The 25,516-nt window shown below is 51.4% G+C and carries 28 protein-coding genes and 3 tRNA genes; 24 read left to right on the forward strand and 7 right to left on the reverse strand.

Annotated elements, in window-relative coordinates; translation table 11 throughout:
* Positions 1–132 precede the first annotated feature (132 nt).
* From DW091_RS11690 to DW091_RS11700, 3 genes are all read left to right on the forward strand, one after another.
* Positions 133–654: a hypothetical protein gene (locus DW091_RS11690; RefSeq protein ID WP_074617672.1), complete on the forward strand. Its 522-nt coding sequence runs from the start codon at positions 133–135 to the stop codon at positions 652–654.
* A 260-nt stretch (positions 655–914) separates the two neighbouring features.
* Positions 915–2,600, forward strand: coding sequence for a GGDEF and EAL domain-containing protein (locus DW091_RS11695; RefSeq protein ID WP_118518229.1), 1,686 nt, complete (start codon positions 915–917; stop codon positions 2,598–2,600).
* 110 nt (positions 2,601–2,710) lie between these two features.
* On the forward strand, positions 2,711–3,373 hold the full coding sequence (locus tag DW091_RS11700) for a TetR/AcrR family transcriptional regulator (protein ID WP_058695660.1): 663 nt from the start codon (positions 2,711–2,713) through the stop codon (positions 3,371–3,373).
* Positions 3,374–3,414: 41 nt separating this feature from the next.
* Here the strand turns inward: DW091_RS11700 and DW091_RS11705 are convergent, their stop codons facing one another.
* The 3 genes from DW091_RS11705 to DW091_RS11710 are packed head-to-tail and all read right to left on the reverse strand — an operon-like array spanning position 3,415 to position 6,123.
* Positions 3,415–4,788 (reverse strand): uroporphyrinogen decarboxylase family protein, encoded by a 1,374-nt coding sequence (locus DW091_RS11705; protein WP_058695659.1) that lies wholly within the window; start codon positions 4,786–4,788, stop codon positions 3,415–3,417.
* 17 nt (positions 4,789–4,805) lie between these two features.
* Positions 4,806–4,946, reverse strand: a complete 141-nt coding sequence (locus tag DW091_RS20345; RefSeq protein WP_167495264.1) for a hypothetical protein — start codon at positions 4,944–4,946, stop codon at positions 4,806–4,808.
* A 16-nt stretch (positions 4,947–4,962) separates the two neighbouring features.
* A complete protein-coding gene (locus tag DW091_RS11710) occupies positions 4,963–6,123 on the reverse strand; it encodes a uroporphyrinogen decarboxylase family protein (RefSeq protein WP_118518230.1) in 1,161 nt (386 codons plus the stop codon).
* A gap of 305 nt (positions 6,124–6,428) precedes the next feature.
* Here DW091_RS11710 and DW091_RS11715 point away from each other — a divergent pair, with 305 nt between their 5' ends.
* From DW091_RS11715 to DW091_RS11765, 10 genes are all read left to right on the forward strand, one after another.
* On the forward strand, positions 6,429–7,628 hold the full coding sequence (locus tag DW091_RS11715; protein ID WP_118518231.1) for an MFS transporter: 1,200 nt from the start codon (positions 6,429–6,431) through the stop codon (positions 7,626–7,628).
* 36 nt (positions 7,629–7,664) lie between these two features.
* Positions 7,665–9,137: a sodium:solute symporter family protein gene (locus tag DW091_RS11720; RefSeq protein ID WP_082669370.1), complete on the forward strand. Its 1,473-nt coding sequence runs from the start codon at positions 7,665–7,667 to the stop codon at positions 9,135–9,137.
* A gap of 503 nt (positions 9,138–9,640) precedes the next feature.
* A complete protein-coding gene (locus DW091_RS11730; RefSeq protein ID WP_074617676.1) occupies positions 9,641–10,504 on the forward strand; it encodes a phage antirepressor KilAC domain-containing protein in 864 nt (287 codons plus the stop codon).
* Entirely contained in the window at positions 10,501–11,109 is a 609-nt protein-coding gene (locus DW091_RS11735; protein ID WP_058695653.1) for a hypothetical protein, read from the forward strand. Before DW091_RS11730 ends, DW091_RS11735 begins: the two co-directional genes overlap by 4 nt.
* Positions 11,106–11,303, forward strand: a complete 198-nt coding sequence (locus DW091_RS11740; RefSeq protein ID WP_058695652.1) for a hypothetical protein — start codon at positions 11,106–11,108, stop codon at positions 11,301–11,303. Before DW091_RS11735 ends, DW091_RS11740 begins: the two co-directional genes overlap by 4 nt.
* 14 nt (positions 11,304–11,317) lie before the next feature.
* Positions 11,318–11,926, forward strand: coding sequence for a sigma-70 family RNA polymerase sigma factor (locus tag DW091_RS11745; protein ID WP_118518233.1), 609 nt, complete (start codon positions 11,318–11,320; stop codon positions 11,924–11,926).
* Positions 11,927–12,002: 76 nt separating this feature from the next.
* Entirely contained in the window at positions 12,003–12,227 is a 225-nt protein-coding gene (locus DW091_RS11750; protein ID WP_038352148.1) for a DUF1659 domain-containing protein, read from the forward strand.
* A gap of 32 nt (positions 12,228–12,259) precedes the next feature.
* Positions 12,260–12,496, forward strand: a complete 237-nt coding sequence (locus DW091_RS11755) for a DUF2922 domain-containing protein (protein WP_058695649.1) — start codon at positions 12,260–12,262, stop codon at positions 12,494–12,496.
* 77 nt (positions 12,497–12,573) lie between these two features.
* The gene (locus tag DW091_RS11760; protein WP_118518234.1) at positions 12,574–13,122 is read left to right on the forward strand and encodes a D-Ala-D-Ala carboxypeptidase family metallohydrolase; all 549 of its coding nucleotides are present in this window, start codon (positions 12,574–12,576) and stop codon (positions 13,120–13,122) included.
* Between the two features lie 57 nt (positions 13,123–13,179).
* The gene (locus DW091_RS11765) at positions 13,180–13,659 is read left to right on the forward strand and encodes a hypothetical protein (protein WP_118518235.1); all 480 of its coding nucleotides are present in this window, start codon (positions 13,180–13,182) and stop codon (positions 13,657–13,659) included.
* 66 nt (positions 13,660–13,725) lie between these two features.
* On the opposite strand, the gene DW091_RS11770 is transcribed toward DW091_RS11765, so the two are convergent.
* From DW091_RS11770 to DW091_RS11785, 4 genes are all read right to left on the reverse strand, one after another.
* Positions 13,726–14,961, reverse strand: a complete 1,236-nt coding sequence (locus tag DW091_RS11770) for a phosphotransferase (protein WP_118518236.1) — start codon at positions 14,959–14,961, stop codon at positions 13,726–13,728.
* Between the two features lie 2 nt (positions 14,962–14,963).
* Positions 14,964–16,265, reverse strand: coding sequence for a phosphotransferase (locus DW091_RS11775; RefSeq protein ID WP_058695645.1), 1,302 nt, complete (start codon positions 16,263–16,265; stop codon positions 14,964–14,966).
* Between the two features lie 76 nt (positions 16,266–16,341).
* Positions 16,342–16,812: a EutP/PduV family microcompartment system protein gene (locus DW091_RS11780; RefSeq protein WP_074617682.1), complete on the reverse strand. Its 471-nt coding sequence runs from the start codon at positions 16,810–16,812 to the stop codon at positions 16,342–16,344.
* Between the two features lie 3 nt (positions 16,813–16,815).
* Positions 16,816–17,169: a BMC domain-containing protein gene (locus DW091_RS11785; protein WP_013379239.1), complete on the reverse strand. Its 354-nt coding sequence runs from the start codon at positions 17,167–17,169 to the stop codon at positions 16,816–16,818.
* 267 nt (positions 17,170–17,436) lie between these two features.
* Here DW091_RS11785 and prmA point away from each other — a divergent pair, with 267 nt between their 5' ends.
* The 11 genes from prmA (at position 17,437) to DW091_RS11840 (ending at position 25,442) form a co-directional block, all read left to right on the forward strand.
* Entirely contained in the window at positions 17,437–18,381 is a 945-nt protein-coding gene (prmA, locus tag DW091_RS11790; RefSeq protein WP_058695643.1) for a 50S ribosomal protein L11 methyltransferase, read from the forward strand.
* Between the two features lie 14 nt (positions 18,382–18,395).
* Complete coding sequence (locus DW091_RS11795) at positions 18,396–19,133, forward strand: 16S rRNA (uracil(1498)-N(3))-methyltransferase (protein ID WP_118518237.1); 738 nt, start codon at positions 18,396–18,398, stop codon at positions 19,131–19,133.
* A gap of 39 nt (positions 19,134–19,172) precedes the next feature.
* Positions 19,173–20,480 (forward strand): tRNA (N(6)-L-threonylcarbamoyladenosine(37)-C(2))-methylthiotransferase MtaB, encoded by a 1,308-nt coding sequence (gene mtaB, locus DW091_RS11800; protein WP_074617684.1) that lies wholly within the window; start codon positions 19,173–19,175, stop codon positions 20,478–20,480.
* Positions 20,481–20,494: 14 nt separating this feature from the next.
* Positions 20,495–20,839: a histidine triad nucleotide-binding protein gene (locus DW091_RS11805; protein ID WP_058695641.1), complete on the forward strand. Its 345-nt coding sequence runs from the start codon at positions 20,495–20,497 to the stop codon at positions 20,837–20,839.
* Between the two features lie 239 nt (positions 20,840–21,078).
* Positions 21,079–21,627, forward strand: a complete 549-nt coding sequence (locus tag DW091_RS11810; protein WP_058695640.1) for a glutathione peroxidase — start codon at positions 21,079–21,081, stop codon at positions 21,625–21,627.
* Positions 21,628–21,809: 182 nt separating this feature from the next.
* A complete protein-coding gene (gene rpsU / locus DW091_RS11815; RefSeq protein WP_013379247.1) occupies positions 21,810–21,992 on the forward strand; it encodes a 30S ribosomal protein S21 in 183 nt (60 codons plus the stop codon).
* A 13-nt stretch (positions 21,993–22,005) separates the two neighbouring features.
* The gene (locus tag DW091_RS11820; RefSeq protein ID WP_013379248.1) at positions 22,006–22,449 is read left to right on the forward strand and encodes a GatB/YqeY domain-containing protein; all 444 of its coding nucleotides are present in this window, start codon (positions 22,006–22,008) and stop codon (positions 22,447–22,449) included.
* 126 nt (positions 22,450–22,575) lie between these two features.
* Entirely contained in the window at positions 22,576–24,963 is a 2,388-nt protein-coding gene (locus DW091_RS11825) for a cation-translocating P-type ATPase (RefSeq protein WP_118518238.1), read from the forward strand.
* A gap of 208 nt (positions 24,964–25,171) precedes the next feature.
* Positions 25,172–25,248 (forward strand) — tRNA-Pro (locus tag DW091_RS11830).
* Between the two features lie 23 nt (positions 25,249–25,271).
* Positions 25,272–25,348 (forward strand) — tRNA-Ile (locus DW091_RS11835).
* Between the two features lie 18 nt (positions 25,349–25,366).
* Positions 25,367–25,442: transfer RNA gene (locus DW091_RS11840), tRNA-Phe, on the forward strand.
* Positions 25,443–25,516: the final 74 nt, after the last annotated feature.

Genomic DNA, 25,516 nt, shown 5'->3' on the forward strand with positions numbered 1-25,516 from the left:
ATAAAACAAAAAACAGAAAAATCAGAAAATTTAATAGACATGCTGTCGAATGGGGAATTGCTGTCACCCACTGGAACAGAAGGCTTAAGTGCTTTCTGTTTTTTTATTATCAAAATTTTAAGGAGAAAAATAATGAAGAAGACAAGTGAATCTGTTAACAAAGCTTTAAGAAGTAAAGATATACTCTTTATAGAGGCTGTCTACGATGATTACGGCAATAACAGCCGCGTTCATTACCTGGAGGATGGGAGAATGGTCAGCCGTCTGGCTGACGGTGTTGGTCCCCGGGATTACATCAGGAGAATGATGCGGTCGCGCTGTCTTAGCGAGGCAGTGTATCGCCAGTATATGGCAGCGTGGCTGGGCATGGAAAAAGATTATCCCTATCTGGCGGGGGCAGGAGCGTTGATGGTGCCGGTAAAAACACGCGTGAGCGTCAAGTTTACAAACAACCGACGAAATTATGACGACGCCTACAGTTTTTATAATTTCCATTTTTTTGATGAAGACATGGACTTGCAGACCGACAATGGCAGCATCTACCTTGCGGGTGGTTTTGTAATCGGAACATACCAGAGCGGCAGGCAGAACGAGCTGGGGTACGAACGGGCCAAAAGGGTACTTGCAGGAGTGCGGAAAATATGGGAGAGTTAGGTGGATATGGTAAAGCAACAGAATTAAAACCGCTGAGAGAGGCTGCGATTCAAGAACCCTCCAACCCGTATCACCGCAATACCCCTTGAATTGTGCAGACTTTTATTGCGAATCTTGATCACGTCTGATATAATGTATAAATGAAATTTATAAAAGTCAGGTGGGCTGGGTAATGGCCTGCGGGTGTTATATGGGAATGCCCGGCAGGCTTGGAAAACAGTTGCAGAGGCAGTACATTTTTTAGAGGGGATCAAATAATTATGGCACAGTCAGATGATTTTTTTAAAACATTTACGGTTGACCCTGCTCTTTTTTACAGCGCGATCATCAGGAGTACGGACGATTACGTCTATATTGTGGACATGAATACCGATATGGCTCTGGTTTCTCCAAACATGGAAAGGGATTTTGAACTGCCTGGCCGCCAGTTTAAGGGGCTGGTGCCCATGTGGGGAGAGCTGGTCCATGAAAAGGACCGTCCCCGTTACAACGAAAGTATTGATGAAATGCTGCGGGGTGATACGGATATTCATCATGTGGAATACCAGGTGCGCAACCGTAAGGGAGAGTATATATGGGTGCTCTGCCGGGGTGTTTTGCAAAAGGATAACCAAAACCAGCCAGCCATGTTTGCTGGGGTGGTGACCGATCTGGGAAAAATGGGCAAGATTGACTACACCACCGGCCTTTTTACCTACAGAGAATGTGAGAAGGAGATCAGCGAGCTGCTGGATAAGGAAACTGAAAAGCCCGGCGGCCTGATGCTGCTGGGACTGGATGATTTTGTGCGGATTAACGACCTTAACAGCCATCTTTTCGGCGACGGGGTGCTGCGCCAGTTTGCCCAGACAGTTCAGCAGCTGCTGCCAGCGGAAGCCAGTATGTACCGGTTTGACGGGGATGAGTTTGCTGTAGTGTTCCCCGGCGCGGGCGAGGATGAGCTGGCTGCTATTTATAAACGGCTGCACGTCTACAGCAACAGGGTACACAACCTGGACGGCCAGGAATATTTCTGCACAGTGTCTGCAGGTATCACCCTGCTGGGGCGGGACAGTCGGAACTATCCGGATCTGATTAAATGTGCGTCCAGCGCCCTTGAGGCCTCCAAGGCCAAGGGGAAAAATACTATGACAGCCTATACACCAGCACTGATGCGTTCAAAGCTGCGGGCATTGGAGCTGACCAGCCGGCTGCAGCTGAGCGTGGTCAACGGCATGGAGGGGTTCCGGCTGGTTTATCAGCCCTTTGCCCACTCGAAGGATCTGGGCCTGGCTGGCGCCGAGGCCCTGCTGCGGTGGTCCGGTGAGCCCTTTGGCGAGGTGGCGCCGGCTGAGTTTATCCCGCTTTTGGAATCCAGCGGCCTCATTGTGCCTGTTGGCAAGTGGGTGCTGGAGCAGGCAGTCAAAACCTGCAAAAAGTGGTCCGTCAGGGAATCGGATTTTATCATGAATGTCAATATCTCCTATCTCCAGATGCTGGATGAATCCTTTGCCGGACATGTGGAAAAGACACTGGAGGAACACGGATTGGATTCCCGGCATATTGTGCTTGAACTCACAGAGAGCTGTTTTGTAACGGACATGGGCGGCCTCAAGGAAATTTTTAAGCATCTGCGTGGTATGCGCATCCAGATTGCCATGGATGATTTTGGCACAGGCTATTCCTCGCTGGGGATGCTGTCTCAGTCACCGGCAGATATTGTCAAGATCGACCGGCTGTTTATCGAGGCAATCGACAGAGATGAGAATATGTTTAATCGTTCCTTTATCGCATCGGTCATCAAGCTGTGCCATAGTGTGGGCATTACCGTATGTGTGGAGGGCGTCGAGGAGCAGGACGAGTTGAGAGCAGTCTGTGATCTGGACGCAGACAGTATTCAGGGCTATTATATTTCAAGACCCATCTCACCCGAGGCCTTTGAAGAAAAATACTGGGGCTCTGTCTAGCGGTCGGCCCGGCCCGTATCGTGACGATACGGGCCGAATTAAAAAACCCCTGCAAAATCAAAGCGGCTTATGCTAAAATAGAGTAAGAAACTGCAAAAGGGGAAAAATCTGTGGCGAATTATAAAACAGGCTTAGAGACAAAGGAAAAAATATATGCGACCGCCAGAAAGCTTTTTTATGAAAATGGCTTTGTGAAGACCACACTGGCGGAGATCGCCAGGGAATCCGGTGCTAACAAGGCCATGGTTTCCTACTATTTTGGCAACAAAAACAATCTGGCCCTCGAGGTCTATAATGAGTACATGGTGGCTATGAAGGTAAAAACTCAGAATATCATTGCCAGCCAGTTTCCGGACAGCGATCTGCTTTTGCGCACAGCCATCGAATACCGTCTCCAGAACAGGAACTGTAACCGCAATAAAGGACTTAACCGTTTTTACCATGAGCTGTGCGATTCCAACATTTTTATGAAAACAGAAAGCGCATCTGTGGGCTTTATTGAAAACATCAACAAAACTCACAAGCTGGGCTTGAGCAGGGTGGATGTCAAGGCCCTGGCCCTGGCAAACCTGTCAGTTGTGCACGGTCTGCATGTGGCCAGAAACGAGGGCTTTCTGGACTGCTCATCTGAGTATCTGGCGGAAACAGAAATCCGTCTGCTGCTCCAGAGCCTGAAGATCGACAATGAACTGATTGAGAACTATATCGAGCGGTCGCGGGAGATCGTGGACAAGATTGAAATTTCAGTCGGGAAAAATTTTAAAGTCCTGTAAACAAAAAAGCAGAGCGGCTGAAACCGTCTCTGCTTTTTTTATCAGCACATCATCATAAGCATGTGGAAGAGCATGTCTTCATACTGCTGCATTTTCTGGCCGACCACATCGTCCAGATCGGCTCTGGGAGCGGGGTGGTCCTGTTTAAAGGTGTCATAGGGTGTGTAGTATTTGCTTTTGAACTCAGGTATGTCTGCCAGCACATGGTCGATGGTAGCTTCTTTTGGCTTATCCCAGACCTGCTGCCCGGCGTTTTCGTAGGTGCCGTTATCGCGGACGTATTCCAGTACGGCTTTGTAGTTTTCCGGGTTGATGGTATTCAGGGAGTAGGGACTTTTGTCAAAATTGAAGAAGTAGTTGCCGCCTGGCGCCAGAATGTCAATGAGCTCTTTGGCTTTGTCGATGCACTGCTCCTTGGTGGCTGTCTTAAGGTAAGTAATGGGGTAAAAGCCCGAGATAATATGTTTCTTGCCAAGCTTTTCCTTAACGAGCTTGGGATCGCCGTATTCAAAATAGAAGCGGGTGCCCTGGGGAAGCTCATAGAGGTAATCCAGGTAGCGCATCCAGTTGTCCTCGCAGAAGATGAGGCAGGTCTGTCCCTTTTCGGCCAGGCCGTGGACCAGCTTGTAGAAGGTGGGCCAGTAATATTTTTCAAAATCCTTGGTACGCAGGTAGGTAGCCATGTGCAGGGCGATGAAGTTGGCGCCCAGCGGAGACGGCTTGACGGGCGTGCCTTTTTTGATGGACAGGGGCAGAATGGCGTCGCAGGCTGCCAGGATTTTTTCGGGACAGCGTTTGATGTCCATGGTAATGCCTTTAAAGCCTCTGAGAATGTCGGACAGAAGGTCGAAGGGGGTGGTGCCGCCGCTGCCGGAGCCGGCAGGCGGTGCAAAAAAGCCGTATTTGTCAATGAGCTGTGCGTCGAGCCCTGCGTAAAAATCGGCGTATTCAAAATAGGCCTTTGTGGCTTTGGCAAGGGCCAGCGAGCGGCTGACCGGGTCAGTATCCAGCACAGGATAGATGCGCGGGAAGATTTTTTCCATCAGACAGTCGTAGGGGTTGGCGATAAAATCGTCATAATCTTCAGGCTGCATGGCAGAGACTTCGGGATGCTGGATAATGCCCTTGGAGCCCATCATAAAGGATCTGGAGCCCAGCAGGTGGTGGTGGGCCGGGTAGGTAGCAAAGCTGGAGGGGTAAGCGTCGCTGGCGGTCAGCTCAAAGGATTTTTCATAGATGCCGAGCATGTCCTCCCGGGTCCATTGGGTGCGGCCCAGATCCTTGCCAGCGTACTCGATCCGCAGCTCGAGGGGCAGGGCGGCGCTGATGGGAATCCTTTTGGGGATGGTGCCTGTGTATAAATCCGTAAACAGCTGGGTTCGTTCTTCCTGTAGTTTTTTCATTGCTTCACTCATGTTTATTTCTCCTTTTCTTAAATCAACAGGCCGATGATAAACTTGTACAGGCCTTCCTCGTAGGCCTGCATGATATCGGCGTGGTAGTTTTCGTTGGCGACTTCGGGATGTTCCTTGACGTAGTCCTCCCAGGTGGTGTAGTAAGCTTGTGATTCCATAATTTCCTCCTGATTTTTAGTAGGCGCCATGCTCACGGACGTATTCCTGCACGGCGATGAGGTTGTCAATGTTGGCGCTGCTCATGGACAGGATATCCTTGTCCAGGTCAAAGATAAAACCACCGCCAGGCGCGCAGATGTCCAGCAGCTCCTTGGCCTTATCAATACATTTTTCTTTGCTTTCGGTCTTTAAAAGGCCGATGGGGTAGAGGCCGGCGATGATGTGCCGGTCTCCGAGCTTTTCCTTAATTTGTTTGGGATCGCCGAATTCAAAGCGCATAACAATGCGACCGGGAAGCTCCCTCAGAAAGTCCAGATAGCGCATCCAGTCCTGCTCAACGAAGAGATCTACGCCCATGCCAGCATCGGTGAGGGCTTCGATTGTTTTCTTAAAGGTAGGCCAGTAGAATTTTTCAAACTGTTTCATATTCAGAAACGGCGCCATGTGCAGAGGCAGGAAGCAGCGGGCGTCAACGGTGCGCACTGGCCCCAGCCCCTGGTTGATCATAATGGGGGTAACGGCCTCGCAGGCTGCCAGGAGCTCTCTTGGGTGTCTTCGGATATCCTTGGAGGTACCACTGAAGGAGCGGATAAAATCTGCCATAAAATCATAGGGCGCTTCAGTAAAGCCGCCGGGAGGGGCAGTGGCAAAGCCGAATTCCTCATTGACCTGAGCGGCCTGGGCAATTCCCTGGGCGGCCTGGTCGTTGTGCATCTTATAGGCCTTGGCAAGGTTCAGCGCATTTTGCACTGGGGACTGGTTCAGGCCGTCGTACAGCCTGGGCAGAATGGTTTCCAGCATACATTTGTAAGGGTCCTCGATAAACTGAGGGTATTCTTCGGGTTCGAGACCGTGGATCTCGGGATGCTGCGCATAGCCCTCCGCGTTCATGACAATGGTCTTGCCGCCCAGCAGCTGATATTTGTAAGGATTGCGCAGGGTGTGGGGCCGTACTGGCGCCACATCGGCGGGAATCCGTTCGGCTGCGTAGCGCATCACGTCGATCATTTTTTCGGAGTGCCATTGCACCTCTTTGATATCCATGCCTGCATATTCGATGGCGGCCTCGGTGGTCAGTCCGCCCCGGATAGGGACGCGTTTGGGGATTTTTCCCCGGTACAGGTCTGCAAACAGCCCGGTACGCTCTTCCTGTAATTTCTTAATGGCTTCAGTCATATTTTCTCCTCACTTTCAAAAATTAAACGCGGTTGATTTATTAAAAAGTATAATCGCTTTCGAGGGGTTTGTCAACGGTTTTCAAAAAAATATTTTTTTATTTACGAAATAAAAGTTTTTAAAATGGCTAAAATTGGCAAAATTAAGTAAAATTATAAAAAATTTACTAAAGAAAAAGAAAATAAAAGTTGACAGATTTACGAAAACAATATATCATTAAAATAAATTCAAACGCGGTTATTATTAAACACGGATAATTAAAATCTATCCGGAAATTAAAAAGAAATGAATTGAGGAGACTTAAAATGAGTGAAAAAAATTATGGTGTCGGCGTACAAATAGCCGCCCTGTCTGTCGCCCTGCTGATGTACACCACCAGCATGACCACCCCTGCTCTGGCCGAGATTGCCAAAGCGTTTCCGACGGCCGCGCCGGAAACGGTCAAGCTGCTGTCCACCATACCGTCTTTAATGATGGTAATCTTTGCCCTGGTGGCCGGTAAACTGACTCAGGTGATGAGTATTAAGAAGATCATTACTATTTCCATGCTTCTGATTTTTGTGGGCGGGATTCCTTCTGCTTTTGTGGGCGATCTGAATTTTATGATTGCCATGCGTGTGGTCTTTGGCGCAGGCTATGGAATGGTATTTCCCATGGCCTCTGCGGTTATCACCGATCTATTTACGGGTACGCAGGCCAATAAGCTCATGGGCTTTAAGAGCGCTGTCGGCGCTGCCGCTGGAGTGGTGTTTCAGTCCCTCGGCGGGTTTTTGGCGGCTTACAACTGGCGTTTTTCCTTTTTCGGTTTTTTCCTGGTTATCCCCATCGCGGTTTTAATCTGGTTTAAGCTGCCGGATACGGGGGTTAAGAAAGCGGAGAAGGCGGCTGATGGTTCAACCGTCCGGGAAAAGAAGCTGACCACCATGACCTATATACTGGCACTGCTCTGTGCACTGCTGAATATTATGCAGTTCAGCTTTATGACCAATGTGGCTATGGTCATGAGCGCGGACAAACTCGGTGACGCCGGGCAGGCCTCCTTTGTGCTCAGCACCTTTACAGCAGGCTCCTTTGTCATCGGAATGCTTTATGGTTCCATGTCCAAATTCCTGAAGCAGTATGCCGCATCCTTTGGCGCACTGTGTGTGGGCATCGCCTTTGTGATTCTGATCATGGCGCCCAGCTACCCGGTAATGCTGGTGGCCGCGGTGATCTTCGGCATTGGCTTCGGAACCTTTAACCCAGCTGTTACCATGGCGGTTGCCGGATCGGCAGCCAGTCCCAAATACGCGGCCCTGGCCATTTCGGTTTATACCTGCGGCACAGGTATCGGCCAGTTCCTGTCACCCTATATCCTGAAGTTTATCCGCGGGATTTTCGGAATGACCTCGGCCCGGGCCGACTGGCAGATTGCGGCCGTCTGTCTGATCGCCGGCAGTATTATCTCAGCCATTTTTATTTTTGCCGCCAGCAAGAAGAAATCGGACGCACCGCAGCTTCAATAGAAGTGATTTATACGGCTCATATGCATAGAGGAGGGCATGATGAATATTTCCTTTGCGATCATTATCGTTTATATGGCCCTGCTGATTGGAATTTCCCTGCTGTCCGGCAGATTGTCGTCGGCCAGGGGTGGTTCCAGCAGCTTTCTGCTGGCAGGCAACCGCCTGCCCACCCTTTTGGTGGCTGCCATGGTGGCCGGTACCGCCATCGGCGGCACCGGTACCATCGGTATCGCCGAGAGCGCTTATACCAATGGCCTTTCAGCCGTCTGGTACAATATTGCCTGGACCATTGGAATTCTGGCTTTTGCCTTTCTCATGTGTAAAAAGCTGCGCCGCACTGGCGTCAGCACCACCAGTCAGATATTCATCCGCCTGTTCAACCGCTTTGACGGTATTGTATCCAGCGTCATTCAGGTGGTGGTAGCTTTTGGCATCAACGCCCTGCAGGCCATCGCAGGCGGCGCGATTCTGACGGCGCTGCTGCCCCAGTACTTTAATATGACGAACGGGGTCATCATCTCGGCCCTGGTATTTACAGCCATTGCCCTGTTTGGGGGCTATATGGGTGCAACGCTGACCAATGTTATCAATGTGGCCATGATTTATCTGGGAGTGATCGCAGGCTTTATTGCGGCCCTGAACAATGGCGGCGGCTGGGAGCATATTACCCTGAGCCTGCCCCAGGGCGGCCAGTGGTTCAGCATGTTTGAGGGCGTCGGCCCGGTGATTATCGTGGGATGGGTTGTTTCGATGGTTATCCAGTCCCCGCCTAACCAGGGCCTGATCCAGGCCACGGCAGCAGGCAGAAGTGAAAAGGCCGCCAGGTATGGAACCATCATCGCAGCTGTCCTGATCGTCCCTATTGGTTTCCTGTGCGCCTTTATCGGGATCATGGCTGCGGCTACACTCCCGGAGCTGGAAAGCGCAAGCCTTGCCTTTCCCATGCTCATGTCTAACCTGAACCCCTGGGTCGCGGGATTTACCCTTGCCGGCCTCTGGGCTGCTGATGTTTCCACAGCTACCTCCTGCATGATGGGGCTGGCGACCGTGGCGACTAAAGACATTATTGTACGCCAGATCAGGCCAAATATGGGCGACCGCACACAGCTGCTGATGTCCAAGGCCATCATTGTGGTCTTTGGCGTGCTGGGGGCCTTTGCGGCGTTGAATATCCGCTCTATTTTGGGCTTTATGATGCAGCTTATCGTGGTCTATACGCCGTACTGCTTTATTCTCCTGTCGGCCATCTACTGTCCGAGGCTCTTGAGAAAGAGTACCTGCACAGCCACTGTGGTAGTGAACCTGTTCATTATGGTGTTGTGGCTGTTGTTTCCGGCAGTACACATTGTACCAGATATGATTTACCTGTGCCTGCCCGCCACCCTGGCCACCATGGGCCTGTGCACAGCAGTTGACAAGCGTACTGTGGATGTGGATAAGCTGTTTGCCCCCGAAGAATTGCCCGAAGCCAGTATGACTGTCCCTGTCCCGGCACCGGAGGAGATATAGAGAAGAAGCTATAAAACCCAACCCGTATCGTAGCGATATGGGTTGGGTGGTGCGGGGTTCTTTGCTATGCTCCAGGAGATATAAACTGGTTTTTTAAAAAATTCTAAGCCCCTTGAGAAAAGGCGATGGTGCTGTAGTAAAAGAAAAAAGAAACAGTGAGGTGCCCCCCATTTCCGGGGCAAGATTAACCATACTAGTGCCACAGGGGTGGCATCCCTGTTCGGCCGATAATTCATACCCGGAAGCAATGACGCCCCAGAGGCGTTTTTTTGATGCTTTCAAATCCCTGCCGCATTTGTCCGCGATTCTGAAAAAGATTAAATTAAGCTCAAAATTTTTCATTCAGGGGCTTTTTTAGCTTTTTGGAAGTTTATTTTACTTAAAAAAGCCTGTTTTTGGCATTGTCTGGCTGTTTTGCAAAAAGCAGGAATTTTTCGAATGCGGTATCATAGGGTCAAGCTTAAAAAACAAATGAACACCGGTGTTCCGAAAGGAACTTTACAATGCAGAACACAAACAAAAATCAAACCGCCGAAAGCTGCCTGATACAGAAGGTCTTTGAGAGTGAAGAGTTTGCGAGCGTGCGTACCCTTGTCCGCCCGGGAGGCGAATTGGAGTCTTCACCCACCGTCTATTTTGTGGCGAAGGACGTCTGTGAAGCCATGGACTACCAGAACCACCGCCAGGCCGTCAAGCGCCATGTGGAGCCCGAGGATGTGCTGTTCCAGGAGGTTCTCGATAAATACGGACGTCGACGCAGAACCCTGGTCATTAACGAGAGCGGCCTTTTTGCCCTCATTCTGGCAAGCCGTCAGGATAAAGCCCGCCGTTTCCGCCACTATGTGACCAGCGTGATCCTGCCCGCCATCCTCCACTACGGTGCCTACATCGACCCCGGGCAGCTGGAGAACCTGAAAAAGGATCCCCGGTGTATCGAAATTCTGTGCGGGAACCTTGAGCGTATGTTCCGCCGCTGCGACGTCATGGAACATCAGCTGAAAACAGCCCAGGCCGATTACCAGAGAATCCTGCCCGACGCCCTGTTTGGCCAGACCATCCAGGTGGCCGGGGACTGTATCAGCGTGGGAGCCATGGCCAAGCTCGTTTTTAGGGAAAACAAAAAGAGCATGGGGCAGAACCGCCTGTACGCCTGGCTGAGGGAGCAGGGCTACCTGTGCCGCCGCGCCTGCTTCTGGAACCAGCCAACCCAGAAGGCTGTGAATCTGGGCGTGCTCGTCCTGCGGGAAAACAGTGTCCGAGACAAATACGGGCGCTGGCATCTTTACCAGAAGCCCATGGTGACCCCGAAGGGACAGCGCTATTTCGCGGAGCGGCTTTGTCCGGATGCCGGGGAGAGCGGACGATGAACTACCTGACCGAGCTTCTGGCTTTTTACAGGTGGATGGCGGAGCATCCGCTCACCCCGCTCCTTCAGGCTTACTGGCATCTGCTCATGTACTATAACAACAAGGCTGCCATTCTGGCAGAGGACGGCCGCTGGTACTGGCCTGTAACCTTCCGGGCGGCCAACTCGGTGGTAGGACAGGCCCTTGGCCTCAAGGACCGTTTCAAAATCAATCACCAGCGCAGACACCTGGTTAAGCGCGGCCGCATCGACTATACCCCGCACGCTGGGCAGGAGGCAGGAGATTACCGCCTGATCCCCTTTGATCCGGGACTTGCCCAGATATGGGTGACTGCTGAAAAGAGTGGAGCCCGCACCATGGTGTGGACGCAGACCCGCACCGATGACGCACCAGAGACTGCACCATTCATAAATACTATAAATCATAAAGCGTCTTCTCTATATGGTTCTACTCAGGGCGGCGGAGACAACATCATGGGCTTCAATCTTCTGCCCCCGCTGACCGATGCGGAGAAGGCCGCTGTCCGGGCAGAATACCCTGATAACGACGTGGCCCGCTTTAACGCAGAGTGGGCTCTGAGAGAAAAGAAAGGAGGTTTGATATGAACCGTTTAGGCAGCGGCAGGGCAATCCTGCGGCGAAAACGCCCTTACACCGTCCGGGCGGACTGCGACTTGGAGCTGGAGCTCTGGGCAAGAGACGAGGAGGAGGCAGAGGATCAGTTTAATGAATACTGTGAGGCAGTCCAGTATCATCATCCCGAGCTGGTGCTTACTTTGCGCGGCGTCCGTGAGGATTGAGAAAGGAGTTGTGATTGGAGGACCAAAATTACGAGCTGATTAACACCTGGGCCGCAGAGGCTCAAAAGGGAGACAAACGGGCCGCGGAGCTGCTGCTCCAGAGCTTCCGGCCCCTTATTCTGAAAATGGCTGGCAGTTGTTTGGAAGAGGGGAGTTTTGAGGACGCTTATCAGGACGGAACAGCCGCGTTTTTGGAAGCAGTGCGGCGCTATGACCCGGAGATCAACCACCTTTTCCCAGGCTATATCCGGAGCTGTCTTGATTTTTATTTCAGAAAACGGCGTGAGGGCCGCTTTGACCGGTCAGTAAGCCCGGCGGTATCGTTGGATTCCCCGGCCGCGGAGGATGGAAGCTCTTTGGGGCAGCTGGTGCCTGACCCCATACAGCCTATCCAGGCCTACCATGAGGAGCGCGAAAGAAAAAGGCGTCTGGAAAAGCTAGCGTGGGCCCTGGGGCAATTGCCTGGCGGCCAGCGCAGAGCTATCATAGCCTATTACCTGGAAGGCCAGAGCCAGAAGGACATCGCGGTGGAATGCCAGCTCAGCACGTCAGCGGTTAAAATGCGGATACACCGGGGGCTGCGGCGGCTTAAGGCGATAATGGAGGACGAAAAAATATTTTGAAACGTATGTGACCCACGACTCTTTTTCCGGATATATAAGCGTACCCCAAAAGCGGGACAGAAAGTGAGGTTAGCAAATGGCAGTTGTAAAGTACACAAAAGCAGTGGCGCTGAAGGTGGTCTCCAATTATGGAGAGCAAAAGGGAAAGATCGTGAAGAAGACAAAAACCTATGGCGACGTCAAACCCGCCGCCACGGATGAGGCGCTCTACGCGACCTACAAGCATATCAAGGGATTACAGGAACCCATCGGGGAGGGCTGTATGCGGGTTACCACCGATGATCTGGTAGAAAACGCTTAAGCATTTAATTCAGGAAAGAGAGGAAGAAACAGATGTCAGCAGAAACAAGTAAGGATTTGGTATTGTATTTTGAACGCAGCGACGGCAAAAGCTACAGTGTGAGCGTTCCGGATTACCTGGAAGGCATCACCGACGAGCAGATCAAGACAGGCGCTCAGGGCATTTTGGACGAGGGCGTTTTTGAGCCCGAAGGCTTTGCTTTGGTCAAGGCCACAAACGCCGTCAAGATCGAAACCACAAAAACCGATGTCCCTCTGGAGACAGAATAGCAAAGGGAACCCCAGGTATTTTGACGGGCAGGCAGGAGACAGCCTGCCCGTTTTTGATTGAGATAAAAGGAGAGAGAATGAAATATAAAAAGACTGCCCTCTGGATTTTTTTGGCCGCCGGGAGCGCCGGCCTGGTATTTATCTTCGGCGTGATGCCGGGAGAAAGTGTTTTGCCGCCGCAGTCAGAAATCGCCCAGCCGGGCCCACAGCAGACTGCGCAAGAGCCTGAGTCTCCAGCGCAGGAGCATGGAAGCCCTGGCGCCGAATCTCTACCGGAGGCGCCAGCGCCGGAAATGGCCAGCGCCCATTTCGAGATGGCAGAATACCGATGTGATTGTGCCGGCCTCTGTGACGGTTGGCCGGCCCGGATGAACCCTGCGCTGCTCGACAGAATCGAAGTCCTGCGCCAGTACTGCGGGCGTCCTGTCATCATCACCTCCGGCGTACGGTGTGAGGGCCGAAACACGGAGGTAGGTGGTGTGGCATGGTCCTTTCACAAGCGGGGCGACGCCGCGGACCTGTACTGCCCAGGTGTGGCTGTGGGCGATCTGGCCCAGACTGCCAAAGAGCTGGGTATGAACGTCCTGCCCTATTACGCCAGCGGCTATATTCATGTAGAGGTGTAAAAAGGCAGCATAAAGGAAATTGTGATAAAGTATTCGACAAAGATCGAGGAGCAAAAAATGAAAAATAAGATTTTAATCCGAGGGCTTATGGCTGCCACAGCCGCCGCTGCGGCTCTGTTTTTATTCGCCGGCTGCCAGGCAGAAGCGCCAGCGCCCAGCGCAGGATCATTCACCCACAGTGATGTGTTGGATCAAATTTATCACGCAGAATTTGAAGGCCAGGAGGGCATGAGCCGTAGCTGGACTGAAGACGCCAAGGGAAATGAGCAGCTCATCCTCAGGGAATCCACTGATGACGAGGGACGCCTGGTGCGCCTGATGCTGGTCTATGATCGGAAGTCTCAGAACGACGCCTGCGACCTGGCGGTTCTTGAGCAGGTTACCTACGAGCAGAGAGGGGAGGAGCGCCACGCGGTGGACACATCCATCCTCGATATGTACGCTGTGGTCCGGGATACCGGGGAGGTCATCGCCTCGGGCAAAAAAGACTGGGGCGATATTGGGAGCGAAGCCTATCAGGCTGCGACAGGAGAGTAGGCGCCCGGCGAATAATGAATGATTTATAAAAAAGCAACCCGTATCGCTGCGATACGGGTTGCTTTTTTATTGCTGTTCGATGCCTGCGCAGCAGCGCAGGAACGTGTTGAATTCGTCGATGCTGTGGAAGGTATCGGTCATGAGCAGCGTGTACTCCGCGATCTCAAGGGAGCGCTTCTGGATAAAGCCGAGTTCGCGCTTTTCAATACGCTTGAGATCACAGGTCAGGGCCATATCAGAGGAGATGCGGGTAATCAGGCTGATAACCGCGTACTGCAGGGCATCCTGAAAGATGCTGTCGCAGACATCCTGACAGCTCAGAACCTTCAGCCGGTAGCTGACCTCGCGGTTTTCAGACCAGAGCTTTGCCATGGTACGGTTAAAGCTCTGGTACATGTCCGATATAAAATCCAGATCATAGGCCTGCATGGCCAGGCGCTTGTCCTCAGATACGGCCTTATAGCCCAGCCAGGACACATAGTTGATGATCATGCTGCCGGTCAGGCGGCCGATGTCAATGGCCTTTGGCCCATAGCCGGAAAATTCTGTGTCAATAATCTTGACTTTGTCTGGCCCTACCATGATGTTGGAGCTGTGGAGATCGTTGTGGATCAGACATTCGTCATTATTCAGGTATTTATAACCCAGAGCCCGGACGCGCGCCTGAATTTTTTCATTGGACAGGATACGCTTCCGGGTGTCCTCGGCCTCGGGCTCCAGAGGCTTTTCGGCGCTGAGCAGGACATTGTTCACAAACAGGATATCATACAGCCGTTTGGATTCATCGTTGTAAAAAAAGTGCTTCACACCCTCAAGCTTGCGGCCGGTCATCAAAAGGTCGGAGGTGTGGAAGAACAGCAGGGCCAGAAAAATACCCATTTTTTTGCCAACATCGGGGTAGGTGACACCCGCGGTCAGCTCGAAGCGCAGCAGCTCAAGATCCATGAGGTCTTCCATGACAATGACACCTGCGGCCTCGTCAAAAAGGTAGATGTCCGGGGCGATATCCTCGTAGAGGGTTCCCATAAAGGTGAGCACTGCGATCTCGGTGCGCAGGCGTTCCATGAGCACCGGGTGGTCGCCGCCGTCGGCCTCCTTAAAGGCGCGGATGTAGGGCAGCAGCTGCTTGACCACAACGGAGCAGTTGCTGTTCAGGTCCCTGACCGCAAAGATCAGGTTGACATAGCCTTCAATATTCTGGATCTCCTCATGGAGGTCGATAACGTTGAGAAGCGCGTTTTCAGGAAAGATTTTTTTCTGGATCAGATAATCCTTGATGGTGTCTCGGTTCAGAGGTTCCATGGTTATGCCTCCTTAAAGGCTTCGGCCGGGTGCTTTCCTGCCATTCCCCGCAGGTAGTCGGTCAGGTCGGTGATTTTTCTGTAAGCGCCGCGGTTTAAAAACAGCTCAATGGTCATGAGCAGCACCAGCTGCTCAGGGTAGATGCGGTCTGGTGTTTTCAGCCGCTCGAGATCGTAGCAAATGCCGCGGTCGCCGATGCGGGAGGCGGCGTTGAGTGCGGTGTACAGCAGCGTATCCTGAAAATGGGACAGCAGGTAGGCGTCCACGTCCAGGCTGCGGAGACGGTAGCTGTCGCTCCGGTTTTTGCTGCACAATGCCCGGAATTCTTCCTCAAAGCACTGGTACATGGTGTTGATGGCATCCAGCAGGTAAGCCCTGAAAACAGCCTTCTCGCCCTCGGTATGGTCATGGTCGCCGTACCAGGAGAAGAAATTGAGACAGAAACTGGCAATGAGCCGTCCCCAGTCTTGAGCGATTGGCCCGAAGCCCGCGAACTCAGTATCGATGATCTTCATGCTTTGGTCGTTAATCATAATATTGGAGGCGTGCAGATCGGTGTGGATCAGACACTCTTTGTCGGTCAGGAACTGGTGGCGCATCTGGCGTATCATGCCCTGAATCTTTTCGTTTTCGATGATGGCCTTGCGCAGGGGCCAGGTGGCCTCGGGCATGTACCGGTTGTCGGATACGATAGTGCAGTCGGCAAACAAAAAGAAATCGAGAGCAGTGTATTCCGGATTCTCAAAAAACTTTTCGAGCTCCTGTTTTTTGTAGCGGGTCAGGTGCAGGTCTGAGGAGTAGAAAAGGTTCCGGGCCATAAAGCGGCCGATCTTTTCCGGAAATTCGGGGTGCTCCTTCATACGGCAGTGCTCATAGCGCAGCAGGCTGTGGTCGGTCAGGTCTTCCATGACGATGATGCCGCGGGGCTCGTCGAAAAGGTAGATTTTGGGGCAGATGCCCGGGTACACCGAATCCCAGAAAATCAGAACTGAGATTTCGGAGCGGAGCCGCCCGATATCCAGACTCCAGTCATGCATGTATTTGCTGTTTTTGCTGCCGGCGGCTTCGTCCATCTTGCTCCTGGGCTCGCCCACAATCTGCTTGAGCACCATGGATTTGCCGTTTTGGTCATAAATATGGTATATAAGGTTTACATATCCGTCAATGCTTTCCTTGATAGCGTGGAGATCCTCCACCACGAGCTCGGCATCCTGCGGATAAAGGTCTTTATCTTTCAGATAGGCGGCTACCTGATCCTCGGTCAGATAGTCGTCGGTCCAGTAGGGGATTGCTTCCTGGGACATATCATCACTTCCTTTTATAGAGGTAATCGAATCAAAGGGTACCGCCACGATACCCTTTGAAAGATGTTTTTCTGTTTTATTTTTTACTCCGGTGCTTGTCCATATAGCTGTGAATGGCTTCCTCAAGCGCCTCAATGCCCTCGCCGGTAATGGCGCTGACCTCATAGATTTTCTTCTTGTTCACACCGGCAAAGTCCATAAAGCGGTAGCTTCTTTTCATATCAGCGTCCTCACGGTCAATCTTGGTGATGACGCCGATGGCCGGAATGTTAAAAGTAAAAACAAAATTGGGCGGAATGGTATTCTGGGTGTCGACGCTGGAGATTACCACAATGACCAGCCCGGCGTCGCAGGACACATTGATGGCCTGTCTGCAAAAGAAGGGCATCTCAATAAATTCACCGGGTGTATCAATAAAATCCTCGGTATAGGTGACCTGCTGGGTTTTGGCGTAGTGGATTTCCTGCTGGGTAAGGCGCTGCATCAGGGTTGTTTTGCCGCAGCCGATTTTGCCGACCAGCGCCACACGGTTTCGGTTACTCGCCATTTTTTAAGAATAGGTGATTTTGGGAATATCGAAGCCCAAAACGGAATGCAGGGTGTTTAAAATTTCCTGTACGGCGGCTTTGACATCACTGACACGCCCTGTGATGACAAGGGAACCGCTGAAACGGTCAAGGAAGCCGATCTCTACCGGAGCAGCCTTGGTGCCAGCGTCGGCCGAGATAATGGCAGCCTCGCTGGGGGTAATGGTTAAAATGCCGATGGCGTCGCAGTTTTCGTCATCGAGCCCTAATTTAATATAGACATCGCTTTTTGGTTTGGCGATAATATGCGCTAAAGTGACCTGTTTGCCAGGAACGTATTCCTGTATCGATCGGGGTGTTTTTTTCTCTTCTGACATGGTCGATCTCTCCTTCTGTTGGGTATAAATAGTAATCTTATTATAGCATTAATCTGAATACCGTTACAGGTTGAAACGATATTTTACTTACAACGGGCAAAATAGTGCGGGTTTTATTGAACAGCCGGGAGGGCCTTTTGCGCCATATTCTTAAATTTTTACTTCCATTCTAAAGGAAATTCGGTTAAAATAAAATCTTATGGTAGATTCTTTGGAGGAAGCATATTATAATAATTCTTAGATAAATAAGGACTTGGGAGGTAATACATGACTTGGTTAGAAGTTCAAATCACGACGACGCTGGAAGCAGAGGAGGCAATCGTCAACCTGTTTTATGAGGTCGGCGCTAAGGGTGTTGTCATCGAATCTGGTGAAAACCTGATGATGATCCAGGAAGACCCCACCATCAACTACATTGATGAGCGTATCCTGAACATGGACCCGGATGTGTCCATTGTGCGCGGCTACTTCAATGAAAAGCTGGACTGTGACGAATGCATCCACCAGCTGCTGACCGGCATTAAAAGACTGCCTGCCTGCGGTCTGAATCCTGGTGAGTGTGAGCTGTCCATCACCGAGGTGGAGGAGGACGACTGGGCCAACTCATGGAAGAAATATTACAAGCCCACCCGTGTCGGCAAGAGCATTATCATTAAGCCCACCTGGGAGGACTATACGCCCGAGGCGGACGAGATCGTCGTCAACATGGATCCGGGCATGGCCTTCGGCACTGGCACCCATGAGACTACCCAGCTCTGTGTGACCAAGCTTGAGGAATACATCAAGCCTGACGATATGGTGCTTGACATCGGCTGCGGTACAGGCATTCTCTCAATCATCGCCGGAGAACTGGGCTGTAAGCACGTTATTGGCGTGGATTTTGACCCCGTGGCGGTTAAGGTGGCCAGGGAAAATATCGCGCTTAATAATATGGAAGATAAAATTGAAATCCGCGAGGGCAATCTTCTGGACGTCATCGCAGAGGACGAAAAGGCAGAGATCATTGTGGCGAACATCCTGGCAGAGGCTATTATTGAGCTGGCCCAGATCATTAAGCCCTATTTAAAGGAAGCGGGTGTGTTTATCTCCTCCGGCATTATAGGCGACCGACTGGAAGCGGTTTTAAAGACCCTGAACGACGAGGACTTCGAGATTTTGAACATTGAGCAGATGGGCGAGTGGAACAGTGTTGTCGCCCGGATTAAGGCATAAAGGAGTTTTGCGGTATGCATCGTTTTTTTGTATCCCCGGGGCAGATCGAAGACGGGCAGGTCACCATTGATGGGGAGGATTTCAAGCATATTACCAGGGTGCTGCGCCTGAGAGACGATGAGGCCATCGAGGTCTGCGACGGCCGCGGCACTGACCATATCGTGACGGTGGAGACTGTGGGAAAAGACAGCCTTACCGGGCGTATTCTGGAAAGCCGCCCATCCCGCGGCGAGACGGACGGCCTGCGGGTAACCCTGTTTCAGGGCGTGCCCAAGGGGCAGAAGATGGAGTCTGTCATTCAAAAATGTGTTGAGGCCGGGGCAGCCTCCATCGTACCCTTTACTTCGGTGCGCACCGTGGTAAAGCTGGGTGATAAGGAAGAAAAAAAGACCCGCCGCTGGCAGCGCGTTGCCTACGAGGCCGCCAAGCAGTCCAAACGCGGCGTCGTCCCCCATGTGGCGGAGGCAACCACCCTGTCCGCGGTGGCGGACACGCTGGATAATTATGACCTGGTGCTCATCGCTTACGAGGGCGAGGAAGAAAACAGCCTGAAGAGCGTGATCTCCTCACTGGAGTTTGATCCGGAAAGAATCGCGGTCATCGTCGGCCCTGAGGGCGGCTTTGCCCCCGAAGAGGTTGCCATGATCGAGGAGGCCGGCGGTTATTCCGTGAGCCTTGGACGCCGGATACTGCGCACCGAGACCGCGGGCGTGGTGCTTCTGGCGCAGCTGAACTTTTTTTACGAAGACTGAAAATCACAAGTTAGAATAACGACTGGAGCTTTAACATAGATGAACAACAAGACTGTCGCTTTCCATACCCTTGGCTGTAAGGTGAATTCCTACGACACTGAGGCCATGATGGAAATTTTTGAAAAGGCGGGCTACCGCATTGTCGGGTTCGCCGAGTATGCTGACGTGTATGTGGTCAACACCTGCACCGTCACCCATCTGGGTGACCGGAAGTCCCGCAATATGATGCGCAAGGCCAGGCGCATGAACCCGGACGCGGTGATCGTTGCGGTGGGCTGCTATGTGCAGGTAGCCCCCGACGAGGTCCAGGCCATCGAGGAGGTGGACCTGATCATCGGTACCAAAAACCGGGCCGATATCGTGGACGACATTGAGGCCTACCGAAAGGATAAGACACAGAACAATTTTGTTTCCGATATTATGCGGGAGCGCCACTATGAGGATTTGAACATCACTGAAACTAAAGGAAAGACCCGGGCCTTTTTAAAGGTTCAGGAGGGCTGTAACCAGTTCTGCACCTACTGCATTGTCCCATTTGCCAGGGGACCGGTTCGCAGCCGTCCGGTGGACGCTGTTCTGAATGAGGTGAAGCGGGTAGTGGCGCGCGGCTACGCGGAGATCGTGCTCACCGGTATCCACATTGCCTCCTACGGTGTGGACCTGGAGGACGGTGTGGACCTTCTGAGCCTGATCCGCGCCGTCAGTGAGATTGACGGGGTGAAACGTATCCGCCTCGGTTCCCTCGAACCCCTGCTGCTCACCGAAGACTTTGTGAGGGGGCTGGCTGAGATTAAGGCCTTCTGCCCCCATTTCCACCTGTCGCTGCAGAGCGGCTGTGATACGGTTTTAAGCCGTATGGGCCGAAAATACACCACCGCCCAGTACGCGCAGATTGTAGAGCGGGTACGCCGCGCCTTCGATTATCCGGCCATCACCACCGATATTATGGTTGGTTTCCCCGGTGAAACGGAGGAGGAATTTGAGAGGACCCTCGCCTTTGTAGAGCAGATTCATTTTTACCAGGTGCATGTCTTTAAATACTCAAGGCGCAAAGGCACAAAGGCTGAGGCCTTCCCCGGCCAGGTGCCAGAGGATATCAAGACTGAGAGAAGCCACCGCCTGACCCAGAGGGCCAGGGCCTGCGAGCAGGACTTCCTCGCGGCCAACGCGGGCAGAACCGCTCCTGTGCTCTATGAGCGCACAAAAGGGGAAGGGGTCTATGAGGGCCACACCGACAACTATATTCCTGTGGTTCTTAAAACAATCGAAAAAATTAATGGCAAAATTATTGAAACTGAGTTATTATATAAAGAGTCAGAGTTCCATATGACGGGGCTCCTGAATTAGAAGGGAGAAAGATTATGTCTGAAGATTGTATCTTTTGTAAAATCATAAACGGCGAAATCCCATCGACGGTTGTGTATGAAGATGATCAGGTCCTTGCCTTTAACGACATCGACCCCCAGGCGCCAGTGCATGTGGTCATCATTCCCAAGGAACATTACGAATCCATTTTATCCGTTCCGGCGGGGGATGACATCATTAGCCACATCCATACCGTCGCCAACCGTTTGGTGCTCAAACTGGGAATCGCGGACAGCGGTTTCAGACTGGTGAATAACTGCGGTGCAGACGGCGGACAGACCGTGCCGCATCTGCATTACCATCTGCTGGGCGGCAGAAGCATGCAGTGGCCGCCAGGTTAAGGTTAATACGGCTGTCAACAAAGCCCGTATTGCTGCGGTGCAGTCCTGCGCGGATCTGTAATAAGCTCCCTCATCTGCTTGGCCTTGCGGTCTTTCTCTTAGGCCGCCACAGAGGGTGAATATGAATAACAGAAATCACTTAACAGAGCTTGTTTTTGGGACAGGCTCTTTTTTTATGCCCGCATTTGGGTATATAAACAGTAAATAAGAAATATTCAGATAAAAAGGAGTGATTTTTTATGAAAAATATATATGACTTTAGTGTTGAAAAAATGGATGGCGGAAAGCAGGAACTCAAGGATTACGAGGGCAAGGTGCTGTTAGTGGTCAATACCGCCAGCAAATGTGGCTTTACCCCGCAGTTTGACGGTCTCGAAGCCCTTTATGAAAAGTATAAGGACCAGGGACTTATGATCCTGGGCTTCCCCTGCACTCAGTTCGGCAACCAGGATCCGGGCAGTAATGAAGAGATCGAAAACTTCTGCCGCCTTACCTACGGCGTATCCTTCCCGATGATGGCAAAGATCGAGGTAAACGGCGACAACGCCGAGCCGCTTTTCGTTTTTCTTAAGGAACAGCAGGGCTTCAGAGGGTTTGACCTAAACACCGAAAAGGGCAAGGCCTTTGACGAACGCCTGTCCAAGGACGATCCGGATTACGCGCAGAAGAGTGATATTAAGTGGAACTTTACCAAGTTTCTCGTCGACCGAGACGGCAATGTGGTTGCCAGGTACGAATCGATGGTAGAGCCTGCAGCGCTTGAAAAGGACATCGAAAGGCTTTTATAAAGTTTTTTACTGCCACAGGACAGCCTGGCTTTTTCTTATGAAAAAATAGATACAAAAAACCCCGATTAATCCCCACTTTTGGATTGACAATTAAAAAGTTTTTAAATATAATATAAGTTAGCTCATACCATGTCAAAAAAAGTTCCGTAAATAAAGTTATGGATTAGAGGGGGGGGTTAAGAATGTCTGAAGTAAAAATCAAAGAAAATGAAACACTTGAAAGCGCATTACGCAGATTCAAAAGAAAAACTGCAATGGCAGGTGTTATGTCTGAGATTCGCAAAAGAGAACACTATGAAAAACCAAGTGTAAAAAGAAAAAGAAAATCAGAAGCTGCCAGAAAAAGAAAAATGAAAAAAAGATAGGATGTGGCATTAGTTGGCATTAAAGGAACAACTGCTAGCTGACTTAAAGGCTTCCATGAAGGCCAAGGATACGGTTAAAAAATCAACGGTAACGATGATTCGTGCCGCTATTCTTCAGGTCGAAAAGGACAATAAAGTTGAGCTGGGCGATGCTGAGATTCAGGAAATCATCGCCAAGCAAATGAAACAGCGTCGGGATGCCTTAGACGAATTTAAAAAAGCCGAACGAGATGATCTAATCGCGCAAACAGAAGCAGAGATGCGAGTCATCGAAGCTTACCTTCCTAAACAATTAACTCAAGAAGAAATTGAAGCGATTGTTGACGAAACCATCAAAGAAACCGGAGCTGAAAGTGCAAAGGACATGGGCAAAATTATGGGTGCGTTAATGCCGAAGGTCAAAGGACTGGCCGACGGAAAATTGGTTAATCAGATCGTCCGGGAAAAATTACAATAATAAAATACCGCTCAGCCTGCGAGACAGGCTCAGCGGTTTTTTATTTGCACTGGCGCTCTATAAACTGTCTTTCTTTTAAGAAAAGGGTGTTACTATTAACTTAATACAAAACAAGAGAGGTTCGCAATGGAAATGAACGCCTTTAACCCATCGTCAGCTACCGGTCTCACCGAACAGCAGGTAGCTGAGCTTCGAGAAAAGGGTCTCAATAATCAGCAGCCTGAATCCCAGACAAAAACCGTGGGCCAGATCGTAAAGGACAATACGCTGACCCTTTTTAATTTACTCAATATTGTGCTGGCGGTTCTTGTAATTGCGGTTGGGTCCTATAAAAATGCGCTGTTTATCAATATTGTGATCATCAATACCGTCATCGGTATTATCCAGGAGGTCAAGGCTAAACGTACGATTGACAAGCTCTCGCTCATTTCTCAGCCCCATGTCCGGGTACTGCGGGAGGGGAAGGAGAAGGAGATCACAGTGGAGGAGATTGTCCTCGGGGATATTCTTATCCTGAGCTCCGGAAAACAGATTCCATCGGATTCTACAGTGCTGAGCGGTGAAATTGAGGTCAATGAATCCCTGCTGACAGGCGAATCCGACGCCATTGTCAAAAAGGCGGGCGATACCCTTCTGTCCGGCAGCTTTGTGGTGGCCGGGCAGGCCTATGTGCAGGTGGATAAGGTGGGCGAAGATAACTATGCCACCAAAATCGCCGCCCAGGCCAAACAGATGCGCAAGCCCAATTCAGAAATCATGCGTGCGCTAAATCTGATCATGAAAGTTATCGGTATCACCATTGTACCCATCGGTGTGCTGCTTCTGCTGCGGCAGATTTTCGGCCTGAACTTGGGCATTAATCATGCCATTGTCACCACTGTGGCCGCCCTGATCGGTATGATTCCCGAGGGGCTTGTGCTTCTGACAAGTGTGGCCCTGGCAGTGGGCGTTATCCGCCTCGGGCATTACAAGACCTTAGTTCAGGAGTTGTACTGCATCGAGACTCTGGCCCGTGTCGATGTGCTCTGTCTGGATAAAACCGGCACCATCACCGAGGGGAGCATGGAAGTTAAATCCATCGACCTGGTCAATAACGCTAAAGACCCGGCCAAGGCCCTGCGCGCCATGGTGGCCACTCTGACCGACGATAACTCTACCTTTCAGGCCCTGAAGGACAGCTTTAACGGCGAAGCCCCCAAATGGCGGGCTGTGAAAACCGTCCCCTTTTCCTCAGCCCGCAAGTGGAGCGGCGTCAGCTTTGAGGGGCAGGGCACCTACGTTATCGGCGCCCCGGAATTTGTACTGAAAGATGGTTACAATGCCTATCGCGACAAGGTTGAGGGCTATGCCGCGGAGGGAAACCGTGTGCTGGTGCTCGTCCATTCCGAAAGCCCTTTTACAGGTGACAGCGGCCTGCCCGATAATGTGCAGGTCATCGCTTTTCTGCTGCTCGGAGACAAAATCCGGAAGGAAGCCAAAAAAACTCTGGAATATTTTGCGGGACAGGGTGTTGCCATCAAGGTAATCTCTGGGGATAACCCCCTCACCGTGTCGGAGGTCGCCTGCCGGGCTGGCCTGATGGACGCCAAGAACTGTGTGGATGCCACCACCCTCGAGACGGATGAGGCGGTGGCGGAGGCCGCCCTCAAGTATACGGTTTTCGGGCGCGTTACCCCTGGTCAGAAGCGTGTGCTTGTCAATGCGTTAAAGGCCGCGGGGCATACAGTGGCCATGACCGGTGACGGTGTCAATGATGTGCTGGCCCTGCGCGATGCGGATTGCAGCATTGCCATGGCCGCGGGGAGCGACGCTGCCCGCCAGGTATCACAGCTGGTTTTGCTGGATTCCAATTTCTCCAGCCTGACCAAGGTACTCATGGAAGGCCGGCGTGTCATCAACAATATCAGCCGCGCGGCATCATTGTTCCTGGTTAAGACCATTTACTCCTTCCTGCTGGCCATCGTTGTGATTGTGGCCAGTGAGGCTTATCCTTTTATTCCCATCCAGCTCACCCTTATCAGCACAGTAACCATAGGGGTCCCGTCCTTCTTCCTGGCCCTTGAGCCCAATAAAAACCGGCTCTCCGGCAATTTTCTGGAGACTGTACTCAGAAAGGCTCTGCCGGGTGCGCTGACCATCGTGGTGAATATTGTCGTGGTTATGATTATCGGGAATATACTGGATTTCAGCGTCAGCGAACTGTCCACCATGGCCTGCCTGCTGACTGGCGTCACCGGGCTCATTATCCTTTACGGTGTCTGCCAGCCCCTCAATGTCCAGCGGACCATCCTGTTTTGGGCAATGACCATCGCCTATGTGGGCGCTGTGCTGTTCTTCCCGACTTTCTTTGTAGTAATACCGTTCTACCCGACCAACTGGCAGGTGGTGCTGGTATTGCTGCCCATGCTGTTCCTTATTTATCCCATTATGCTGCTGCTCAAGACGGCCATCAATAAAACCGAACGATGGCTTGTGGCGCATAAGCTGCTGGATTTAAAACAGACATCCCTATAGATATTTTAAGACCCGTATCGCGGCGATACGGGTCGGATTTTTTATTTTAAATTTTTGTTAAAAAAATGCTTGACGAAGGCTTAAGAATTGTGCTAGAATAAGCAAGTCGTCAAGTGAGACAGCTGCAGGCAGCACGGCTTAAAAAAACAAATTTTAAAAAGTGCTTGACATTAAGAGTTAAAGATAATATAATATAAGAGTTCTGTTTCGAGGTGTAGCGCAGTTTGGTAGCGCACATGGTTTGGGACCATGGGGCCGGAGGTTCGAATCCTCTCACCTCGACCATTTTTTTATCTGAACGATTATACGGGCCTTTAGCTCAGTTGGTCAGAGCATCCGGCTCATAACCGGCAGGTCCAGGGTTCAAGTCCCTGAGGGCCCACCAGTTTTCTTTTTAAAATAAGCCCAGATAGCTCAGTCGGTAGAGCAGAGGACTGAAAATCCTCGTGTCGGTGGTTCGATTCCGCCTCTGGGCACCACTTTTGAAATCCGGATACAAGCATGTCAGACAGCAGGTCTGGCTTTTTTTATTTTTTGAAAGAAATATTGAAGG

This window comes from Eubacterium sp. AM05-23, assembly GCF_003477535.1.
Classification (GTDB): domain Bacteria; phylum Bacillota; class Clostridia; order Eubacteriales; family Eubacteriaceae; genus Eubacterium; species Eubacterium maltosivorans.

Excerpts from the sequence above, each read along its gene's own strand:
- DW091_RS11735 (WP_058695653.1), top strand. The coding sequence starts at position 10,501 with ATGAACTACCTGACCGAGCTTCTGGCTTTTTACAGGTGGATGGCGGAG.
- DW091_RS11710 (WP_118518230.1), bottom strand. The coding sequence starts at position 6,123 with ATGACTGAAGCCATTAAGAAATTACAGGAAGAGCGTACCGGGCTGTTT.
- DW091_RS11715 (WP_118518231.1), top strand. The coding sequence starts at position 6,429 with ATGAGTGAAAAAAATTATGGTGTCGGCGTACAAATAGCCGCCCTGTCT.
- DW091_RS11770 (WP_118518236.1), bottom strand. The coding sequence starts at position 14,961 with ATGGAACCTCTGAACCGAGACACCATCAAGGATTATCTGATCCAGAAA.
- DW091_RS11810 (WP_058695640.1), top strand. The coding sequence starts at position 21,079 with ATGAAAAATATATATGACTTTAGTGTTGAAAAAATGGATGGCGGAAAG.
- DW091_RS20345 (WP_167495264.1), bottom strand. The coding sequence starts at position 4,946 with ATGGAATCACAAGCTTACTACACCACCTGGGAGGACTACGTCAAGGAA.
- DW091_RS11720 (WP_082669370.1), top strand. The coding sequence starts at position 7,665 with ATGATGAATATTTCCTTTGCGATCATTATCGTTTATATGGCCCTGCTG.
- mtaB (WP_074617684.1), top strand. The coding sequence starts at position 19,173 with ATGAACAACAAGACTGTCGCTTTCCATACCCTTGGCTGTAAGGTGAAT.
- DW091_RS11780 (WP_074617682.1), bottom strand. The coding sequence starts at position 16,812 with ATGGCGAGTAACCGAAACCGTGTGGCGCTGGTCGGCAAAATCGGCTGC.
- DW091_RS11690 (WP_074617672.1), top strand. The coding sequence starts at position 133 with ATGAAGAAGACAAGTGAATCTGTTAACAAAGCTTTAAGAAGTAAAGAT.
- DW091_RS11750 (WP_038352148.1), top strand. The coding sequence starts at position 12,003 with ATGGCAGTTGTAAAGTACACAAAAGCAGTGGCGCTGAAGGTGGTCTCC.
- DW091_RS11740 (WP_058695652.1), top strand. The coding sequence starts at position 11,106 with ATGAACCGTTTAGGCAGCGGCAGGGCAATCCTGCGGCGAAAACGCCCT.
- prmA (WP_058695643.1), top strand. The coding sequence starts at position 17,437 with ATGACTTGGTTAGAAGTTCAAATCACGACGACGCTGGAAGCAGAGGAG.
- DW091_RS11755 (WP_058695649.1), top strand. The coding sequence starts at position 12,260 with ATGTCAGCAGAAACAAGTAAGGATTTGGTATTGTATTTTGAACGCAGC.
- DW091_RS11730 (WP_074617676.1), top strand. The coding sequence starts at position 9,641 with ATGCAGAACACAAACAAAAATCAAACCGCCGAAAGCTGCCTGATACAG.
- DW091_RS11695 (WP_118518229.1), top strand. The coding sequence starts at position 915 with ATGGCACAGTCAGATGATTTTTTTAAAACATTTACGGTTGACCCTGCT.
- DW091_RS11785 (WP_013379239.1), bottom strand. The coding sequence starts at position 17,169 with ATGTCAGAAGAGAAAAAAACACCCCGATCGATACAGGAATACGTTCCT.
- DW091_RS11705 (WP_058695659.1), bottom strand. The coding sequence starts at position 4,788 with ATGAGTGAAGCAATGAAAAAACTACAGGAAGAACGAACCCAGCTGTTT.
- DW091_RS11760 (WP_118518234.1), top strand. The coding sequence starts at position 12,574 with ATGAAATATAAAAAGACTGCCCTCTGGATTTTTTTGGCCGCCGGGAGC.
- DW091_RS11775 (WP_058695645.1), bottom strand. The coding sequence starts at position 16,265 with ATGTCCCAGGAAGCAATCCCCTACTGGACCGACGACTATCTGACCGAG.
- DW091_RS11825 (WP_118518238.1), top strand. The coding sequence starts at position 22,576 with ATGGAAATGAACGCCTTTAACCCATCGTCAGCTACCGGTCTCACCGAA.
- DW091_RS11765 (WP_118518235.1), top strand. The coding sequence starts at position 13,180 with ATGAAAAATAAGATTTTAATCCGAGGGCTTATGGCTGCCACAGCCGCC.
- rpsU (WP_013379247.1), top strand. The coding sequence starts at position 21,810 with ATGTCTGAAGTAAAAATCAAAGAAAATGAAACACTTGAAAGCGCATTA.
- DW091_RS11805 (WP_058695641.1), top strand. The coding sequence starts at position 20,495 with ATGTCTGAAGATTGTATCTTTTGTAAAATCATAAACGGCGAAATCCCA.
- DW091_RS11795 (WP_118518237.1), top strand. The coding sequence starts at position 18,396 with ATGCATCGTTTTTTTGTATCCCCGGGGCAGATCGAAGACGGGCAGGTC.